This is a genomic window from Microcoleus sp. S13_B4 (assembly GCF_036700885.1).
Classification (GTDB): Bacteria; Cyanobacteriota; Cyanobacteriia; order Cyanobacteriales; family Microcoleaceae; genus Microcoleus.
Window position 1 is genome coordinate 337016 of the sequence record NZ_JAUBPU010000001.1, and the last position, 16861, is coordinate 353876.

The 16861-nt window shown below is 46.2% G+C and carries 10 protein-coding genes; 7 read left to right on the forward strand and 3 right to left on the reverse strand.

The genetic code is table 11. The annotated features are described in order from the left end of the window. Positions 1 to 6: 6 nt before the first annotated feature. Positions 7 to 465 (reverse strand): hypothetical protein, encoded by a 459-nt coding sequence (locus QT994_RS01370; protein WP_333171103.1) that lies wholly within the window; start codon positions 463 to 465, stop codon positions 7 to 9. Positions 466 to 1262: 797 nt separating this feature from the next. Between QT994_RS01370 and QT994_RS01375 the strand changes: the two genes are divergently transcribed. The 3 genes from QT994_RS01375 to QT994_RS01385 all read left to right on the forward strand — a co-directional run bounded on the left by QT994_RS01375 (position 1263) and on the right by QT994_RS01385 (position 8103). Further along, on the forward strand, positions 1263 to 5000 hold the full coding sequence (locus QT994_RS01375) for a chemotaxis protein CheB (RefSeq protein WP_333171106.1): 3738 nt from the start codon (positions 1263 to 1265) through the stop codon (positions 4998 to 5000). A 738-nt stretch (positions 5001 to 5738) separates the two neighbouring features. Continuing rightward, positions 5739 to 6872: an AI-2E family transporter gene (locus tag QT994_RS01380; protein WP_333171108.1), complete on the forward strand. Its 1134-nt coding sequence runs from the start codon at positions 5739 to 5741 to the stop codon at positions 6870 to 6872. A 163-nt stretch (positions 6873 to 7035) separates the two neighbouring features. After that, positions 7036 to 8103 (forward strand): ABC transporter permease, encoded by a 1068-nt coding sequence (locus QT994_RS01385; RefSeq protein ID WP_333171110.1) that lies wholly within the window; start codon positions 7036 to 7038, stop codon positions 8101 to 8103. A gap of 153 nt (positions 8104 to 8256) precedes the next feature. Here the strand turns inward: QT994_RS01385 and QT994_RS01390 are convergent, their stop codons facing one another. Continuing rightward, positions 8257 to 11661, reverse strand: a complete 3405-nt coding sequence (locus tag QT994_RS01390) for a PAS domain S-box protein (RefSeq protein WP_445243855.1) — start codon at positions 11659 to 11661, stop codon at positions 8257 to 8259. 663 nt (positions 11662 to 12324) lie between these two features. On the opposite strand from QT994_RS01390, the gene QT994_RS01395 reads away from it, so the two are divergent. Then, entirely contained in the window at positions 12325 to 12669 is a 345-nt protein-coding gene (locus tag QT994_RS01395) for a hypothetical protein (RefSeq protein ID WP_333046648.1), read from the forward strand. Positions 12670 to 12719: 50 nt separating this feature from the next. On the opposite strand, the gene QT994_RS01400 is transcribed toward QT994_RS01395, so the two are convergent. Then, positions 12720 to 12881, reverse strand: a complete 162-nt coding sequence (locus tag QT994_RS01400; RefSeq protein WP_333171115.1) for a hypothetical protein — start codon at positions 12879 to 12881, stop codon at positions 12720 to 12722. A gap of 142 nt (positions 12882 to 13023) precedes the next feature. Between QT994_RS01400 and QT994_RS01405 the strand changes: the two genes are divergently transcribed. The 3 genes from QT994_RS01405 to QT994_RS01415 all read left to right on the forward strand — a co-directional run bounded on the left by QT994_RS01405 (position 13024) and on the right by QT994_RS01415 (position 16736). Then, a complete protein-coding gene (locus QT994_RS01405; protein WP_333046649.1) occupies positions 13024 to 14049 on the forward strand; it encodes an ABC transporter permease in 1026 nt (341 codons plus the stop codon). A 309-nt stretch (positions 14050 to 14358) separates the two neighbouring features. Continuing rightward, the gene (locus QT994_RS01410) at positions 14359 to 15189 is read left to right on the forward strand and encodes a hypothetical protein (RefSeq protein ID WP_333171119.1); all 831 of its coding nucleotides are present in this window, start codon (positions 14359 to 14361) and stop codon (positions 15187 to 15189) included. 503 nt (positions 15190 to 15692) lie between these two features. Next, complete coding sequence (locus tag QT994_RS01415) at positions 15693 to 16736, forward strand: hypothetical protein (RefSeq protein WP_333171122.1); 1044 nt, start codon at positions 15693 to 15695, stop codon at positions 16734 to 16736. Positions 16737 to 16861 lie beyond the last annotated feature (125 nt).

A 16861-nucleotide genomic window follows, 5' to 3' on the forward strand; every position in this document is an offset into this window, starting at 1 on the left:
GTACAACTATTTTCTGATTTTGAGTATAGCATTTTGACAACCAATTTTGGGCGACAGCCGACGATCGCACAGCCGAGCTATGATACTGTGGGGGACAAGCCCATTGTCATCGCGACGAAAAGCTGCCACTAAATGAGCGATCGCCTCGGTTCCGAACATTGACCAAGAGTTAGCGGCTTGGGATCGCGCGATCGGATCGCGCGATCGGACGCGCGATCCGATCGCGCGATCGAACAGCATCATTTTTAACCGCGCAGCCATTGAGTCCGCAGTTTGACTATGCCGCCATGCCATCGCCACGAACGATCGCACCATAAACTCCCCATCGTTCACTTTCCTCAGCAACATCGGTAGCGCCACCGCAGAATCGCCCTTTCTCAGGGTCCTTACCTCCGGCAGCCAGTCTTGAAAATCCGAACTTTGCAGCGCTGCTGGGATTTTACTAATTTCCCTCAGCCAACTCAAACATATTTTGTGACTTTCCTTTAAAATATTAGCAAGGAGTGCCGGATTTTGGGAAAATTAAAAAAAATTCAGCTATTAGATTGTGCCTGCAAATTAACAGCCTCAAACTTCAACACCAGAAGAAGTTCAGGAATTAATTGCTGAGTTCAAGCAATATTGGCAACTGCTAATCGACGATACTCTGGAAATGACTCAAAAGGTAAAAATGCCCCAGCAAGCAGTGAGCAAGCAGTGATAAAATGATCCAGATATAGTTTAAATAAATGGGGCGCTAGGGAATTTGCTATCCCCACAACCTTCCTAAAAACGAGATTAATTGCGGTTGTCTAGGATGTTGGGTTTTTTGAGGTTTATCTAATTAATTGTACTGTTTTCTTTCCCCGCAGCTTTTCCCGATCCCCATTGCTTGAGAATGGCGGAAAAGATTCCGGTTGGAAGTGTATTGATGAATTGGGGCATTTAGAAAACTCCACTCGATCGCAAACATTCATAGAATTGCTACGATCGCAGAAAGTGGCAAATTTACTCCTGATAAAATTTCCCGAGTAAAATTAGTAGAATTTCTGAGGGATTCCCCCCTCACGATTGTCCCCCTTGATGCAGGCAGTATAGCTCTCAATAATAATAATAATAATAATAATTGGAAAATCGCTCGACCGCAGGAGCAGACTGCGCCTCAATATATCCCCAGGTAGATGACTAATCTTTGATATTAGGAAATTCTAGGATATATAATAAAAATAAAAAACTACTGTCTATAATACTTAGTTAAAAAGATCGAAAACAGGGTATAAAAAATGACGAAAAAAAATAATTTGCAGAAATATCAACCTAAAGCTGGTATGAAAGCTGAGCAAAAGCAGCAGAATAATCAAAACGACTTATTTCCTGTAGTCGGAATAGGAGCCTCAGCGGGTGGATTGGAAGCCTTTAACCAATTACTCAGCCATTTGCCGATCGATACGGGCATGGCATTTGTAATAATTCAGCATATGTTGCCGACTCAGGAAAGTGCGTTGGCTGAGATTCTGGCTCGCTCGACCCAGATGCCCGTGCATGAGGTAACAGATGGGATGCCCGTAGCACCGGATCAGGTCTACGTCATCCCCCCGAATGTCAGCATGACCATCGATCGAGCGGTGCTGAAGCTAACGCCTCGCGGCAGAACACACGGCGTGTTTATGTCCGTCGATACTTTTCTGGTTTCCCTCGCCGCAGAACGCGGGAACCAAGCCATCGGCGTCGTTTTGTCCGGGGGCGACGGCGATGGTGCCCAAGGGTTAAAAGCGATTAAGGCCGCGGGCGGTATTACTTTTGCCCAATGTGAAGATTCGGCACAAGTCAGCAGTATGCCGAACACTGCCGTGGCTACGGGTCAGGTAGACTTTATCTTGACACCGGAAAAAATTGGCCAGAAAATAGCAGAGATCAGCCGTCATCCCTACATTGTTGCTCAGCCTGCGACAGAATCGACTACCAAAGAAGATGCGATCGAAAGTAAAGATGCGATCGCCACCATCTATAGGTTGCTGCGCGCCGCTACAGGAGTTGATTTTACTCACTACAAACAAACAACCTTGAAGCGACGGATGGATCGACGGATGTTCCTGTACAAGCTGGAACGGTTCGAGGATTATGCCGAATATCTCCAAAACACCCCGACAGAAGTAACGGCGCTTTATCACGATGTTTTCATTCATGTCACGAGCTTTTTCCGTGACCCCGAAAGCTTTGAGGCTTTAAGGAACATGGTTTTTCCCGAAATCGTTAAAGAGAAATCGTCGAAAATACCGATCCGAATTTGGGTGGCCGGCTGTTCAACCGGTGAAGAAGCTTACTCGATGGCCATCTGCTTGTTAGAGTTTTTAGCAGATCGAGCTATTAATCTGCCGGTTCAGATTTATGCGACAGACATCAGCGAAAATGCGATCGCCCAGGCGCGCCGCGGCTTTTATACGCCAGCCCAAGTCGCAGATATTTCACCCCAACGCCTCCATCGGTTCTTTGTGCAAGTCGAGGGCGGATACCAAATCGCTCAGCCGGTGCGCGAACTCTGCATCTTTGCTAAACAAAACCTGATCGGCGATCCGCCGTTTTCCCGGATGGATTTGATCACCTGTCGGAACGTGCTGATCTATCTCGGCCCGCCTTTGCAGAAAAAGCTGCTGCCAATTTTCCACTATGGGCTTCAGCCTGCGGGCTTTTTGCTGTTAGGCACTTCGGAAACGGTTGGTGACTTTTCAGAATTGTTTAGGCTATTAGACAAAAAGAACAAAATTTATACTAAAAAACTGCTGTCGCATTGGCTCAGCATGGATTTAACTGCGAGCAACTATCCTGCTACACTCCTCAACCCTCAACCGCTGGTAACGGAAACCTTAAACGAAATAGAGATCGAGAAACAGGCCGATCGCATTGTTTTGAATCACTATGCGCCTGTCGGCGTCGTAATTAACGCAGCCAAGGAGATTCTGCAATTTCGAGGACAGACGAGTGAATACCTAGAACCGTCTCCCGGTAGGGCTAGCTTGAATTTGCTGAGAATGGCAAAAGAAGGATTGCGCCTCGAACTCCGCACTGCAATTGAACAGGCCTCCCAGCAGCAGTTGCCGGTCAAACGTACTGGCTTGAAAATTAAAGAAAACGATCGCATCCGCCTCGTGATAATTGATGTGATTCCATTCCCAACAGGCGCTGTAGAAAAAAACTATTTTTTAGTTTTGTTTCAAGACGAGCCGCCGATCCCTGTAATACCTGCTGCTGTAAAAAATGGTAAAGTCAACTCCGATATTTTAGAGGGTGAAAATTTGGAGATTGCGAGGCTGCAAGAAGAACTCAAAATCACAAAAGACCACCTGCAATCGATCATCCAAGAACATCAAGCCGCCAACCAAGATTTGAGAGCCGCCAACGAGGAGATTTTGTCGAACAACGAAGAGTTGCAAAGTACAAATGAGGAACTCGAAACCGCAAAAGAAGAGATTCAGGCAACCAATGAAGAACTGAACACAATTAATGACGAATTGCAGCGGCGCAATGTTGAATCAACTCAGGTGAGTAACGATTTACAGAATCTGCTGGGCACCATCAATATTCCGATTCTGATGGTGGGAGGCGACCTGCGAATCCGCCGGTTTACTCCCGCAATCGAAAGCATCTTCAACTTGATTTCTAGCGATGTGGGGCGCTGTTTGAGCGACATCACTCACAAGTTGATAATGCCGGAGTTAGAGCCAATGATTGTAGAAGTGATCCGCACTCTCAATTTGAAAGCTCAGGAGGTTCAAGATCGAGAGGGTCATTGGTACGATCTGCATATTCGACCGTATCGGACGATCGACCACAAGATTGATGGAGCTGTGGTGATGTTGGTGGATATCAACGATCTCAAAGTCACCGCCCAGCAGTTGATGGAAGCGAAAAATTACGCCGAAACGATCGTAGAAACCGTGCGGGAACCTTTGCTAGTGCTGGATCTAAAACTACAGGCGATCACGGCCAACCGTTCTTTCTACGAGACGTTTCAGGTGATGCGTATCCACACTGAGCAACACTCGATCTTCGATCTCGGTAACGGACAGTGGAATATTCCCAAGTTGCGATCGCTCCTAGAAGAAATTCTGAGAGGAAAGACCGAGTTTCACGATTTTGATGTCGAGCATGAGTTTGAGCACATCGGGCATAAAGTCATGCGGCTCAATGCCCGCAAAATGCCTCCGATAGGCGATACACAGATGATTCTGCTGGCGATCGAAGATATCACCGAGCAAAAACAGTTTGAGACAGAACGCAGCCTTCGGATTAAAGAACAATTGGCTCGTGCGGCTGCTGAGGACGCCAACCGCATCAAAGATGAGTTTTTGTCCGTCCTCTCTCACGAACTGCGGACGCCGCTCAATGCGATGATTGGCTGGGCACAGTTACTGCGCCTGAAAAAATTTGACGAGGCTAAAACACAGGAAGCGCTAAAAACGATCGAGCGCGCCGCCAAAGCACAAAACCAGCTCATCGATGACATATTAGACGTTTCGCGGATTACTACAGGTCAGTTTCGGCTCACTGCTTCTGAAATTGAGCTGAATCCACTGGTTAAAAATGCGATCGAGGTGGTTAGTTTGGCAGCAGAAGCCAAAAATCTTCAAAGGGAATCCAGGCTAACTCCTTTAACACTAAACATATTGGGCGATCCAAACCGTTTACAACAGGTAGTGTGGAATATACTTTCAAACGCGATTAAATTCACCCCAGCCGGAGGCAAAATTGACATCGCATTAGACTGCATTGATGGCATGGCTCAAATCCAAATTAGCGATACTGGTAAAGGCATTCACCCTGATTTTCTGCCCTATGTGTTCGATCGCTTCCGTCAGGCGGATAGTAGCTACACTCGCAGAGACGGTGGATTGGGGCTAGGACTCTCGATCGTCCGTCATTTAGTAGAACTCCACGGCGGTACGGTTAGTGCAACAAGTTCGGGTGAGGGACAAGGAGCAACGTTTACCGTGAGGTTGCCGCTACGAACAGATATCCCATGATTGTTGACTGTTGACTGTTGACTGTTGACTGTTGACTGTTGACTGTGAGTCAAAAAAATGAATATTGCGCCCGCCAACAAGGCCAGTCACCTGATTTGTTTGCCGGGCCCAACTTCAGTTGCTTCTGGTTCCCAAACTTGTTCCCCCTCCATTTCTGGAACTTACAGCGCAACTTCTCGTTCATCTTCCTCAGCGGAGAATTGCCAGCGAGAGTTTTCTGAGACTTCACTTTCAGTTACATCCACTGCTGAATTTCTGTCGCGCCCGCTCTGCACGGGGGGAACGGGTTGCTTTTCTTCTGCTTCTGAAAAAACTTGATTAGTCAGGGTAGTTCCTCTCCCCGCTATTAGCCTTTGGTTTTTTTTATTGTAAAGAAAGATTGCAGTTTTTATATTTGATTCATTTTAGCGGATGGCCTCAGCAGTCCCGCGTGCCGCTTTTGGGTGAGTGTGGTGCCCTTTCACCTTACAATGGCGAATTGATCCGAGTTTGTACGATCGACATTTAATTTGATCGGCCTCTGGGGCATACTGAATATTAGGGTGATTTGCGATCGTGGGGTCGATCGGGCTAGCATTGTCTCTCCCCAACTGGCTTGGCCGTCACCTATCTATCAATGCTGAGAAAAGTCAGTCTAATCTTGAACTGATTATTCCTAACCTATACTCTCATGTGTTTATTGTATAATACGGCACATCTGCTGAGAAAATTGTGCCACTTTATTTAAAAAAAATCACAATGAATAGCATCTTTTCTCCCGTCCAACAGTTTCTAATTACTTGGCTACTAATGCTAGTGACGGGATGGTTTACCCTGACTGCTGTCAGTTATGTTGGGGAACTGGTCAGCATTTTAGTAACAGCGGGACTCATTGCATTTTTATTAAACTATGCAGTAATCAGACTCCAAGTATTTTTGCCTCGGGGAGTAGCCGCGGGGCTGGTTTATTTAACAGCAGGTGTGGTAGTAGTAGTAATCGGTTTAACTATTGTGCCACCCGTGTTCAGCCAAGCGAGACAGTTGGGGGTGAGGTTCCCGGATTTGCTGGAGTCGGGGCGACTGCAGCTAGCTGAATTTCAAGCATGGAGTGCCGAGCGCAATTTGCCGTTTAACGTGCAAATATTGGAGCAGCAGTTATCAGCGAAAGTACAGGAGCAAGTGCAGGCGATCGCAGGTACGAGTTTAGGCTTAGTTGTCGGTACTGTCAACTGGTTTTTGGACTTGATTTTTATTGTGGTGATTTCCTTTTATATGCTCCTAGACGGGCAAAGAGTGTGGCAGGGTTTGACCAGCATTTTTTCCCCAGACATTCGCTATGTTTTAACAGAGACTTTGCAGCGAAACCTCCAGCGATTTGTATCGGGACAGTTATTGCTGGGACTATTTATGGCCACCTCGCTAACTCTGGCTTTTTGGTGGCTGCAAGTTCCGTTTTTTCTGTTGTTTGCCGTGTTTATAGGATTGACGGAAATAATTCCGTTTATTGGAGCAACTTTGGGAATTGGCACTGTTAGTATAATTGTAGCCTTTATTGATTGGTGGCTGGCGCTGCAAGTGTTGGTAGTGGCGATCGGTCTCCAGCAAATCAAGGATAATTTAGTAGCTCCCCGAATTATGGGCAATCTCACCGGATTGAGCCCGGTAATTATTTTCACAGCTTTGCTTTTAGGAGGTAGAGTGGGAGGATTGTTGGGAGTTATCCTAGCAATTCCGCTCACTGGGGTTGTAAAAAGTATAGTAGAAGTTGTACTCAATCCCAAATTGCCGCCCCAAACAGGCTCGTTTTTCTACAATCCTTTTAGCGGCGAGGAATTGGGGAAAATACCAGAAGATGAAAGTAGAATAATCTTGGTCGCCGATGAGCAAAAGTAGTCTAATTTTTGTAGCTAAGTAATTCAATTATGAAAACTTTTATAAGTTAGGAATTAACTTTTGCCTGCTGAGTCCATTAAGAACAGACTAAAGTCTCTACAAAGAACTTTAAGAACATTAGTCTGTATTACTAACCCACTTAAAATCTCAAACCTAAAAACTTATGAACTGGTGGCAAAATCTTAGAAAAAATCCTCTAGCTCGGTTGGGAGCCATGCTACTGTTAATTTTTTATACAGTCGCACTTTTTGCCGAATTTGTGGCACCTTATGACCCCTATGACTCTCAATTAAACGGTTCATTGCTGCCACCGACTCAGATTTATTTAGCCACCCAAGACGGGCGATTTATAGGGCCCCACGTTTATCCGACTACTCAGGGTCCAGTGGATGCTAATACGGGCGCTCGCGAGGTAATTGTAGACTGGCAAAAACCCTCTGTTCTCGGTTTATTTGTCAAAGGTTCCCCCTATAAATTTTTAGGATTTTTGCCTTTCGACAGGCATCTGTTTGGCACTACAGGAGAAGGCAAAATTAATCTTTTAGGCACGGATGAACAAGCTCGCGATCAATTCAGTCGTTTAGTACAGGGCAGCAGAATTAGCCTCAGCATCGGTTTAGTAGGAATAGCAATTTCTTTTCCCTTGGGATTGTTGATCGGAGGCATATCGGGTTATTTCGGCAGTTGGATTGACAGTATTTTAATGCGTTTCGCCGAAGTATTAATGACAATTCCCGGTCTGTATTTATTAGTAGCGCTAGCAGCAGTATTGCCCCCTGGATTGACAAGTGCTCAGCGATTTATATTGATTGTGCTGATTACTTCATTTATCAGTTGGGCGAGTTTAGCCCGGGTGATTCGCGGCCAAGTTCTCTCAATTAAACAACGAGAATTTGTGCAAGCGGCGCGGGCAATGGGTGCCAATCCAATTTATATTATTGTCCGCCACGTTTTGCCACAAACTGCAACTTATGTAATTATTTCTGCTACTTTGGCAGTTCCGGGTTTTATTGTCGCGGAGTCGGTTTTGAGTTTAATTGGCTTGGGAATTCAACAACCCGATCCTTCTTGGGGAAATTTACTATCCCTGTCTACTAATGCTTCAATTTTAGTGTTGCAGCCTTGGTTGGTTTGGCCTCCGGCGATACTGATTATTTTGACTGTTTTGGCGTTTAATTTATTGGGGGATGGGTTGCGGGATGCTCTCGATCCGAGAAGCATTCAAAGGTAATCTCATTTCCGGTTACACCGGAATGATGTTGACTGTTGACGGTTGACTGTTGACAGTGAACAGTGAACTCGAATTTACTATTCCGATGCTAACGGATTTGATATAATTGGAAGTTAGATATTTTCTAGTTTCCAGGCAGATCCGGTGTAACCGTTATGCACCGTAATTTGGCGGATTAACAGGTAAGCGGATGGTAAAAGTAGAACCAACACCCTCCTGACTTTTTACTGAAATATTGCCGCCCATCATGAGGCAAAAACGCTGGCTGATTGCCAGTCCCAAACCGGTGCCGCCGTACTTGCGCGTGGTAGAAGCGTCTGCTTGGGTAAAGGGTTGGAAAATGTGCTGCAACTGGTCGGGAGTCATCCCAATTCCTGTATCTGTACAATTAACAACTAAAAATTCTTTACTAGCAATTGAAGATTGAGAATCTGCTGTCGGTTCAGAAGTGTTTTCTTGTTGTGATTCGCTGCTGTCGCCCGCAATTTTTTCTCGGCTGGCTGTGAGGGTAATTGTACCGTTTTGAGTGAATTTGGCAGCATTGCTCAGCAAATTTAATAAAATCTGCTGCACTTTCGTAATGTCACCGTGCATAGTGCCGATATTGCTAATTTGGTGCAAGTTGAGAGTGTTGCCATTTTTCTCTATTAGCGGCACGGCGGTAGATGCTACTTCTTCAATCAAGGCGGCGATGTCGAAGGTTTCTAAGTAAAGATCCATGCGGCCGGCTTCGATTTTAGAAATGTCGAGAATGTCGTTAATTAGCGATAGCAAGTGTCTGCCGGAAGTGCGGATTTTGTCTAAATCTGGGATGAGTTCATCGTAGCCCAACTCTTCGGTTTCTTCTTGGAGCATTTCGCTGTAGCCGATGATGGCATTCAGTGGTGTTCGCAGTTCGTGGCTCATGTTTGCCAAAAATGCGCTTTTTGCGGTGGAAGCAGCTTCGGCTGCTTCTAGGGCGAGTTGCAAGGCGGATTCAAAGACTTTGCGATCGCTAATATCCTCGACACTGCCTTCATAGTAGAGTACCTTGCCGTCGGCGTCGCAGACTGCACGCGCGCTTTCGGAAATCCAAATTACCTTGCCGTCAACGCGGTAAACTTCTGACTCAAACCCCGAAATTTCTCCGAATTCTTCCATCACTCGCATAAACTTGTCGCCCTGCTGAGGATTGACGTAAGCTTGCTGTCTGATGTTTGTGAGATTGGATGTCAATTCTTCGGGAGTGGCGTAGCCGTAGATGCGGGCTAAAGCTGGATTTACGCTCAAGAAGTGGCCTTCGGGGGTTCTTTGAAAAATCCCTTCGACGGCATTTTCAAAGATGCTGCGATATTTTTGTTCTGCTTGACGCAAAGCGATTTGTGTACGATCGCGCTCGCTGGCTTCGATCGCCAATGATACCAAATCTGCCAGGGAAGCAGCAAAATTTTGTTCTTCTAATGTCCAGTTGCGAGTAGTTCCCACTTGTTCGATACAGATAACTCCGACTGTTTGTCCTCCCAGCCGCACCGGCGCATCTAAGGTTGATGTAGTACCCATTGGTGCAAAGTAAGTTGCGGCAAATTCTCTAGTTCTAATATCTGATAGAGCGTCCTCGGCTGCGATCGTCCGGTGTTCTTCCAAAGCTTGAAAATAAGCTGGATAGTCTGCTGCTGCGAGTTCCTTACCTTGGGAATATTGGTGGTTGCTGCGGCTAAATTGGTCGAGACATTGCAGTGTCGATCGACTCTCATCATACAGCCACACGCCAGCTTTTTCTGTCTGTAGGGTATGAGTGGCTGCTTCGGTGATTTGCCTCAAAGCTACTTTTAAATCGCCTCGATAAAGTGCTTTATTTCTTGCTAATTCTACCAAAACCGTATTTTGTTTGAGCAATTGTTTTTGCCTTTGGCGTCGCACCGATTCGGCTCGCTTCTGTTCAGTAATATCGCGGATTACGCAAATCACGGATTCTTCTGAAAGTGGCGAAATGCTGGTGGCAAAACAAACTTCCCGGTCGTCAATGATTAAATCGTACTCAATGCTGACAGTTTGCTGAGTATCTAAAGCTGTTCGGATGTGGTTGAGAAAATTGTCGGCTGTAGCTTGGGGAAACAGCTCTCCGACTGTTTTGCCAACTAATTGTTCGGCTGGTTTGTAGAGCAGGGAAATATTGGTAGGCGCGATTTTTAAATAGCGACCGCTGGCGTCCACAACTATAATTAATTCGTTCATAGCTGCAAACAAAGCCCGCAATTCTGCTTCTGCGGCTTCGAGTTCGGCAGTCCGCTCTGCTACTCGCTGTTCTAAACTAGAGTTGGTTTGTTCTAGGGCAACAAAAGACGATCGCAATTGTCTTGCCATGTGGTTGAAAGACTGAGCTAGGAGACCGAGTTCTTTGACTCCTTGAACTTCGACTTCGCCGTCTAATTCTGCGGAGGTGAAGTCGGATGATTCGGACATTTTTGTTAAAGCTTTGGAAGCTTGCAACAATCGGGTAATCGGTTTGACAACCCAGCGAGAGGTGAAAATTCCGAGTGCGATCGCCAGTACGAAGGCAAAAAAGCACAATAAGATAGTTGTGCGAGTGTTAGCGTTAATTTGCTCCATAAAGTCTGCTTCCGGGATTGCGACTACAATCAGCCAATCAAGGCCACGGCCGTCTTGCAGGGGAGCAACAGTAATAAATTGACGTTTGCCGTCTATCTCGAAGGTAAACTGTCCTTTGCTGTTAATTTGTTCAAAACTCCCAAATCGTTTTTGCAAGTATGTGGAGGCCGATCGAATTAGCAAATTTTTGCTTTGTGTCGCCAACAGCCGTTTTTGTCCGTCTTTGTCGGTGACAAAGGGCAATTCGTCTGTGGAACTGGCGACTATTTTCCCGCTGCGTTCGATCGCAAAAACTTGTCCTGACGGGCTAATTTTGATGCTTTTAAGAAAATCGCTGATTTGAGAAAGAGTCAGGTCAATTGCCAATACCCCCTGCAGGCTGCCCGTTTGGCTGTAGATGGGCATCACCGGCGTAATGCCCAGCACTGGCGGTGCTGCGAAGGTGTAGATGGGAGACCAAGTGGCTTTTCCTGACTGTTTGGCAGCTTTGTACCAAGGTCTAGTACGGGGGTCATAGGGGACAGTTTTGATTAGCTCAGTGCGATTTCCTTGGCTATCTAGGCGATAAATTTGGCGGTTGGGAGCGGTTGATTCATCTCTGATGTATACTAAGTGTTCTGCTTCTCGCTTGAGCAAGAGGAATCTGCCCTGTTCGTCGCCGTAGTAGATGGTTGTATTTCGATCGCTCAGCTTGGTCTGGTTCCAAAAATAGCGCTCTAAGTTGGGGAAGTCTTCCGGGTCTAAGTTTCCAGAGGCGATCGCAGCAGTATTCATTTGCAGGAACAGGTGAGACACATCCCCAAAACTGCGGAAATTTTCTTTAGTCCTCGCTGCAACTTCCAAGCTTAACCTCGTAGCAAGGTCATTGACGGCTTTCTGGCCGTTGCGAAACGACAGCCATCCAGTCACGCCGACTGCTACGGAGATTTGCACCACCAGCGGTATCAATAAAACTAGGCTCAGTGACATCTTGGGCGAGCTTTTCATCACACAACTACTCAGACTTTTCAATAACATCAATATTGTGACACCTACCGGGTTTGCCTATCGTTTGTCGTTTAAAAGATGCCCTAGATATAAGTTACCAAGTCGCCCAGCAAGAGTGAAGTGCGGTGATCGGCCACTCAAAACTGAGCTGAGGTTTCCACCGATACTGTAAAAACTTGTAATATTAATCATGTCACTACTTGCCTGAATGTGGCGAGCGCGATCGGACACTCGCAGTCAAAAAGTCACAGCGGTAAAAAAAAATCAACTTTAGGCTCGTGTTCCCCACCCTGGTTGTGATCAGTCATTCCCAATTATTCAATTCTTTAATCTAAAATTTTTAATCTAAAATGGGCTCACTTTCTCCCGGTGCGGATAGCCCCCCTTACACCTGCTTAATAAAAATTTGATTTTAATTTTTTCTACAGTGCCAGGACAAATGTAAATTAGGTGACAATCCCTTGTTGAAAAATTTGCTATTAATAAGATAAGCCGCCAAAATCCCGTAGCGTAGCGGGGCGTAAGCCATCGACTACAAAGAGGATAATTGAAGCACCTGCATTTCATCAACGCCAGCAAAGTAAAGCGTTTTTGGCTTTTTTGGACGATGGATCTTTTGGCAAAATAATACTTCTGGAGGATGACATGAACTATACATTTGAAATCCTGGGCGTATCTCCAACTTTAACATTTTTTAACCAGCAGCAGGAATTGCTGAAACAACAGGAGCCGTCGGGTGTAGAATACTTGGGAAACTGGAAGTGTACTCTTGATGCGTTTGTGGCATCCGTAGAGACAGTTTCTCCTAACCGCGGCTGGGATGTCGATCGAGTTGTAGACACCGTGATTAGTTTCTGGATGAACAACTCCGATAGCATCCTGTATTGGAAGCACAGGCTGGAGGATGCCGGCAGCGAAAACTTGTTAGTAGCCAGAGTAGGCGATATCAAGTCTTTGCAAGCCGCCTTTGAATCGCTGCTGGGCGAATAGGAAAATCGCCAATTGCGAAAAAGTCGATCGACTTTTTCGCAAAAATCAACTCAACTGTCTATTTGCAATTCCCAATTCCCCTGATTCGCGGCACGGAAGTCGCAGATATAAAATATCTGTTTCTTCCAGCTTCTACCTTCCATCTGCCTGATGCCTTCTACCAATTTAATGTGAAGTTGCACATATCTCGCTCCCCCTAAATCTCCCTTCATAAGGGGGACTTTGATCGGAATCTTGTCCCCCCCTTATTAAGGGGGGCTAGGGGGGATCGGATTCTACGGGGACTCATAAAAAATTGGTATTCAACATCGGATTAATGACTAATGACTTCGCAATTGGCAATTCCCAAATATTATGTCTCGTTCCAAAGCCCTGCAATCTTATATTTTTCTCCGCTTACTCCTCGCACCGCTAATGTTGTGGACAATCACCACAGCAGTATTTTTATTGTTGCGGGCCACTCCGGGCGACCCAATAGATGCCATTCTCGGCTCACGAGCTCCCGCAGCCGCCAAAGAAGCAATGCGAACTCAACTCGGCCTCGACGCACCCTTGTGGCAGCAATATCTCAAATACATGAAAGACTTGTTGAGCTTCGACTTGGGAACCTCCATCACCACTCGCGGACAAACCGTGTGGCAAATTATCGGAGATTATTTCCCCGCTACAGTGGAATTAGCAGTTTGTAGCATGGCCATAGCTTTAATTGTCGGCATCAGTATCGGTTCTCTGGCAGCATCCCGCCCCAACACTATTTTCGATGCTGCAGGCCGTTTGTTTGGCATTATCACTTACTCGCTGCCCGCTTTTTGGGCCGGTATGGTTTTGCAATTGATTTTCGCGGTGCAGTTGGGATGGTTTCCTTTGGGAACTCGCTTTCCCGTCACATTTCCCGCCCCCCAAGGCTACACAGGACTATACACGATTGACAGTCTCCTGAGCGCTAACCCTGGTCAGTTTCTCACATCTTTGCATTATTTGGCACTTCCGAGTTTGACGTTGGGGATTCTTTTGAGCGGCATTTTCGAGCGGATTGTCAGAGTGAATCTCAAGCAAACTTTGCAAGCCGATTATGTCGAAGCAGCTAGAGCTCGCGGAATTCCCGAATTCCAGATTTTATGGGCTCACGCTCTGAAAAATGCGTTGATTCCAGTGATTACTGTATTAGGATTGACTTTTGCTGCACTGTTGGGCGGTGCTATTTTAACAGAGGTTACTTTTTCTTGGCCGGGGTTGGCAAATCGCCTTTACGAAGCGATTAGCTTGCGGGATTATCCAACTGTTCAAGGTATTGTGGTATTTTTTGCAGGAATAGTCGTAATTGCCAGCATTGTAATTGATATTTTGAACGCTTACATTGACCCGCGAATTCGGTACTAAAAATATTAGGGAAGAAGGGAAAAGGATGTGCGAATGTATCACTAAGCTGTTCTGCATTTAAATTGTATTTTGAGGGCGGGCAGGATGCCGACCTCACAAGAGTGAAAATTTATTTGACCATGCAATTTAAAGGCGGATTAGCTTATCGGCTTTTTCTACCTGTCCTTTCTGTCTGCGCGAGATGTTTTAGCCAGCGGTGGCCCTGTAGAAGCAGTTGTCAAAAAGATCGATCGGCTTTTAGAGTGAGGACACTTGCCAATTTATAGGCAATACTGGAGAAAATGAACTTCAACCTTTGAGGAAACGCTGATGAGATTATTGCGAACAATCGCCGCTCTATCGGCGGCCTTGACCCCACTGATGGCGGAAGCTGCCTTTAGCCGTCCCATGCCGGGAACAGCCGATTTTCCCAGAGCCTCCAACCCCGAAGTAAATGTGCCGGTTTGCTTCATCGAAACTCGAGGCGGCACAACTTTTGATTTAGTCAGCTTGTGTGGCAGCAATGCTGCTCCCAAAAACACTGCTCCGGTTGCGGGCAACCCCGCCAATGCTCCTGCAAATAACCCCAATGGAGGTGCTCCGCCTGCTCCCCCGAACCCCAACGCCATCACCAGAGATGCTTCCGGCACGCCGATAACTACTCCAACAGGCACGGCAAATCCCAACAATCAGAATAATCAGAATCCGGGAACTTCGCCCAATACCAATCAGAATAATCAGAATCCGGGAACTTCGCCCAATACCAATCAGAATAATCAGAATCCGGGAACTTCGCCCAATACCAATCAGAATAATCAGAATCCCGGAACTTCGCCCGCAGGTACTCCCAATAATGCCAATCCGGGAAGTTCACCGAGTACCAATCCCAATAATCTCAATCCGGGAAGTTCGCCCTATATTACTCCGAATAATGCCAATCCGGGAACTTCGCCGAATACCAATCAGAATAATCTCAATCCGGGAAGTGCGCCTTATACCACTCCCAATAATAGTGCGTCTCCCACGGGTGGAACTGCTGGCGACAGCAACGGCGATTTAGTTCCCAATCCCAATCTCAATCTTCCGAGAGTGCCGCCGAGTTCCTTTGGCCCTGGAGGTGTTGCACCGACTAGAGATGCGATTGATGGCCCCCGCCAGTAATCGGGGAAGTGTCAGAACTTTCATCACAGAAACCGGGTTTCTCTGAAACCGTCTCTTTTTCAGGGATTGTTCACCCGCGAGAAAGCCGGAATATTTATTTGCCTGGGTAATATTGATGTCAGGTACGATCGGCATATTTTGTAGCAGAGTAGCGAAATAAAAGTTAAGCTAAGAACTTGTAGAGGCTAGGAGCCAATCACTGTTTCACAACTGGACAACCAGCTAGAAGCAGTGATAGATAGCTAGCTTTAATCCGTAACAGGATTAGTTATCAGCAAAGGTTAAAGTTATTACCAGACGGGTGCTCGCCAGCTCCAAGTTCTCAAGCTAAACCATTAAACAGGCATATTTTTGTTAAGCCAGTGTGGTTGAGAAAGTACCGACTGATAACATTAGCGAGACAAAATTAACCCGATTATTCGGAGGCTCTTCATGAGCAAAATATTTGTTTTAAATTTCAACAAAATTGCTCTAGACCCGATCGCACTTGAGGAGGACATCTAGTGTCAAACTTAGTTCAACGCTTAGAAATAACCGCTCACCCGCAACTAGAAAAATCTCTCGGCTATCGAGGAGATAGTCGCTGGGTAGCTTGGCGCTGGGAGCCAGACATCGACCAACTTATTTCCAGCGACGGCAAAACAGTCGGCACTGGCAATAATATGGCTTGGCTGGTGTTTTTGCAGCACGATTTAGTCGATCCTGCGCTACAAGAGTACAACCTCGGCGAGGGCGATCGCTACTGGCTGCTTTTAGACACCGAAACTAGAAATCTCTACGTCGGGGAAGGGAAAACTGTTCAAAGTCTGCTCGAACAGCCGGAAAGTTTAGGTTTATTGGCGTGTCTCGATGGTGGCAATGCCGATCGACAAACGGGTGAAACTTGGCAGCAAACGCTATCTCAACTAACAGCAAAGCCCCCTTTTCGCCATTTAACCAATGCCATTCCTTTCGGTGTCGCGGCCGCTTTGATAGGTGCTTTGGGAATTGGAACTGGAGTCTGGGTAGTGCCGGCGGTGCAGCAGAAACTAGCCGAAAAAACCACTTTTATTTCCCCAATTAGTTCTGCAGCTAACTGCGGGTTTGGCGGTTCCGATGATTTTTCAGCTCATGTCGGTTCTTCAAGCGGAAATAAAGAACTTCACGTAATAGGCGTTTACGAAGCCAATGCGGATCACAAGAACCGAGATTTATCTAAAAGTGCGATCGAAGTCAAAGTAGAACGCCGAAACAAGCCAATAATTCTCGCACTTTCAGCCTACGAACCGGTTAACTGGAATGTCACTGTAGAACCGGGCGCAGTTATCGAAAAAATCATCGTTAACGGATACCAAAACCAAACTGTTTCAGGAGTTTCGGGAATTCCAATTGAAGAGCATAGCTACGAAGAAACCGGAGACTATCTCGGCGACTTTATCTACAAGTGGAATGCTACCCCTGAAAGTAGCAATACTTCTTCCCTCGTGACTAAATTGGAACAGATAAACCGCACCAGTTTAACTTCTTTTCAAGGATGCTACAGAGGTAAGAACTTTACGATTAAGTAAGAATTATTGATTATTTTGGGGTAGGGAAACGGTATTGCCCATTGGTGACAACTTAAGACTTAAACCATTGATAAGTCTCGCTTGTAGCTAAGTCTAGATCCCCCTAAATCCCCCTTAAGAAGGGG

Coding starts and splice junctions, on each gene's coding strand:
- QT994_RS01390 (WP_445243855.1), bottom strand. CDS start 11,661: ATGTCACTGAGCCTAGTTTTATTGATACCGCTGGTGGTGCAAATCTCC.
- QT994_RS01395 (WP_333046648.1), top strand. CDS start 12,325: ATGAACTATACATTTGAAATCCTGGGCGTATCTCCAACTTTAACATTT.
- QT994_RS01385 (WP_333171110.1), top strand. CDS start 7,036: ATGAACTGGTGGCAAAATCTTAGAAAAAATCCTCTAGCTCGGTTGGGA.
- QT994_RS01375 (WP_333171106.1), top strand. CDS start 1,263: ATGACGAAAAAAAATAATTTGCAGAAATATCAACCTAAAGCTGGTATG.
- QT994_RS01380 (WP_333171108.1), top strand. CDS start 5,739: ATGAATAGCATCTTTTCTCCCGTCCAACAGTTTCTAATTACTTGGCTA.
- QT994_RS01410 (WP_333171119.1), top strand. CDS start 14,359: ATGAGATTATTGCGAACAATCGCCGCTCTATCGGCGGCCTTGACCCCA.
- QT994_RS01405 (WP_333046649.1), top strand. CDS start 13,024: ATGTCTCGTTCCAAAGCCCTGCAATCTTATATTTTTCTCCGCTTACTC.
- QT994_RS01400 (WP_333171115.1), bottom strand. CDS start 12,881: ATGAAGGGAGATTTAGGGGGAGCGAGATATGTGCAACTTCACATTAAA.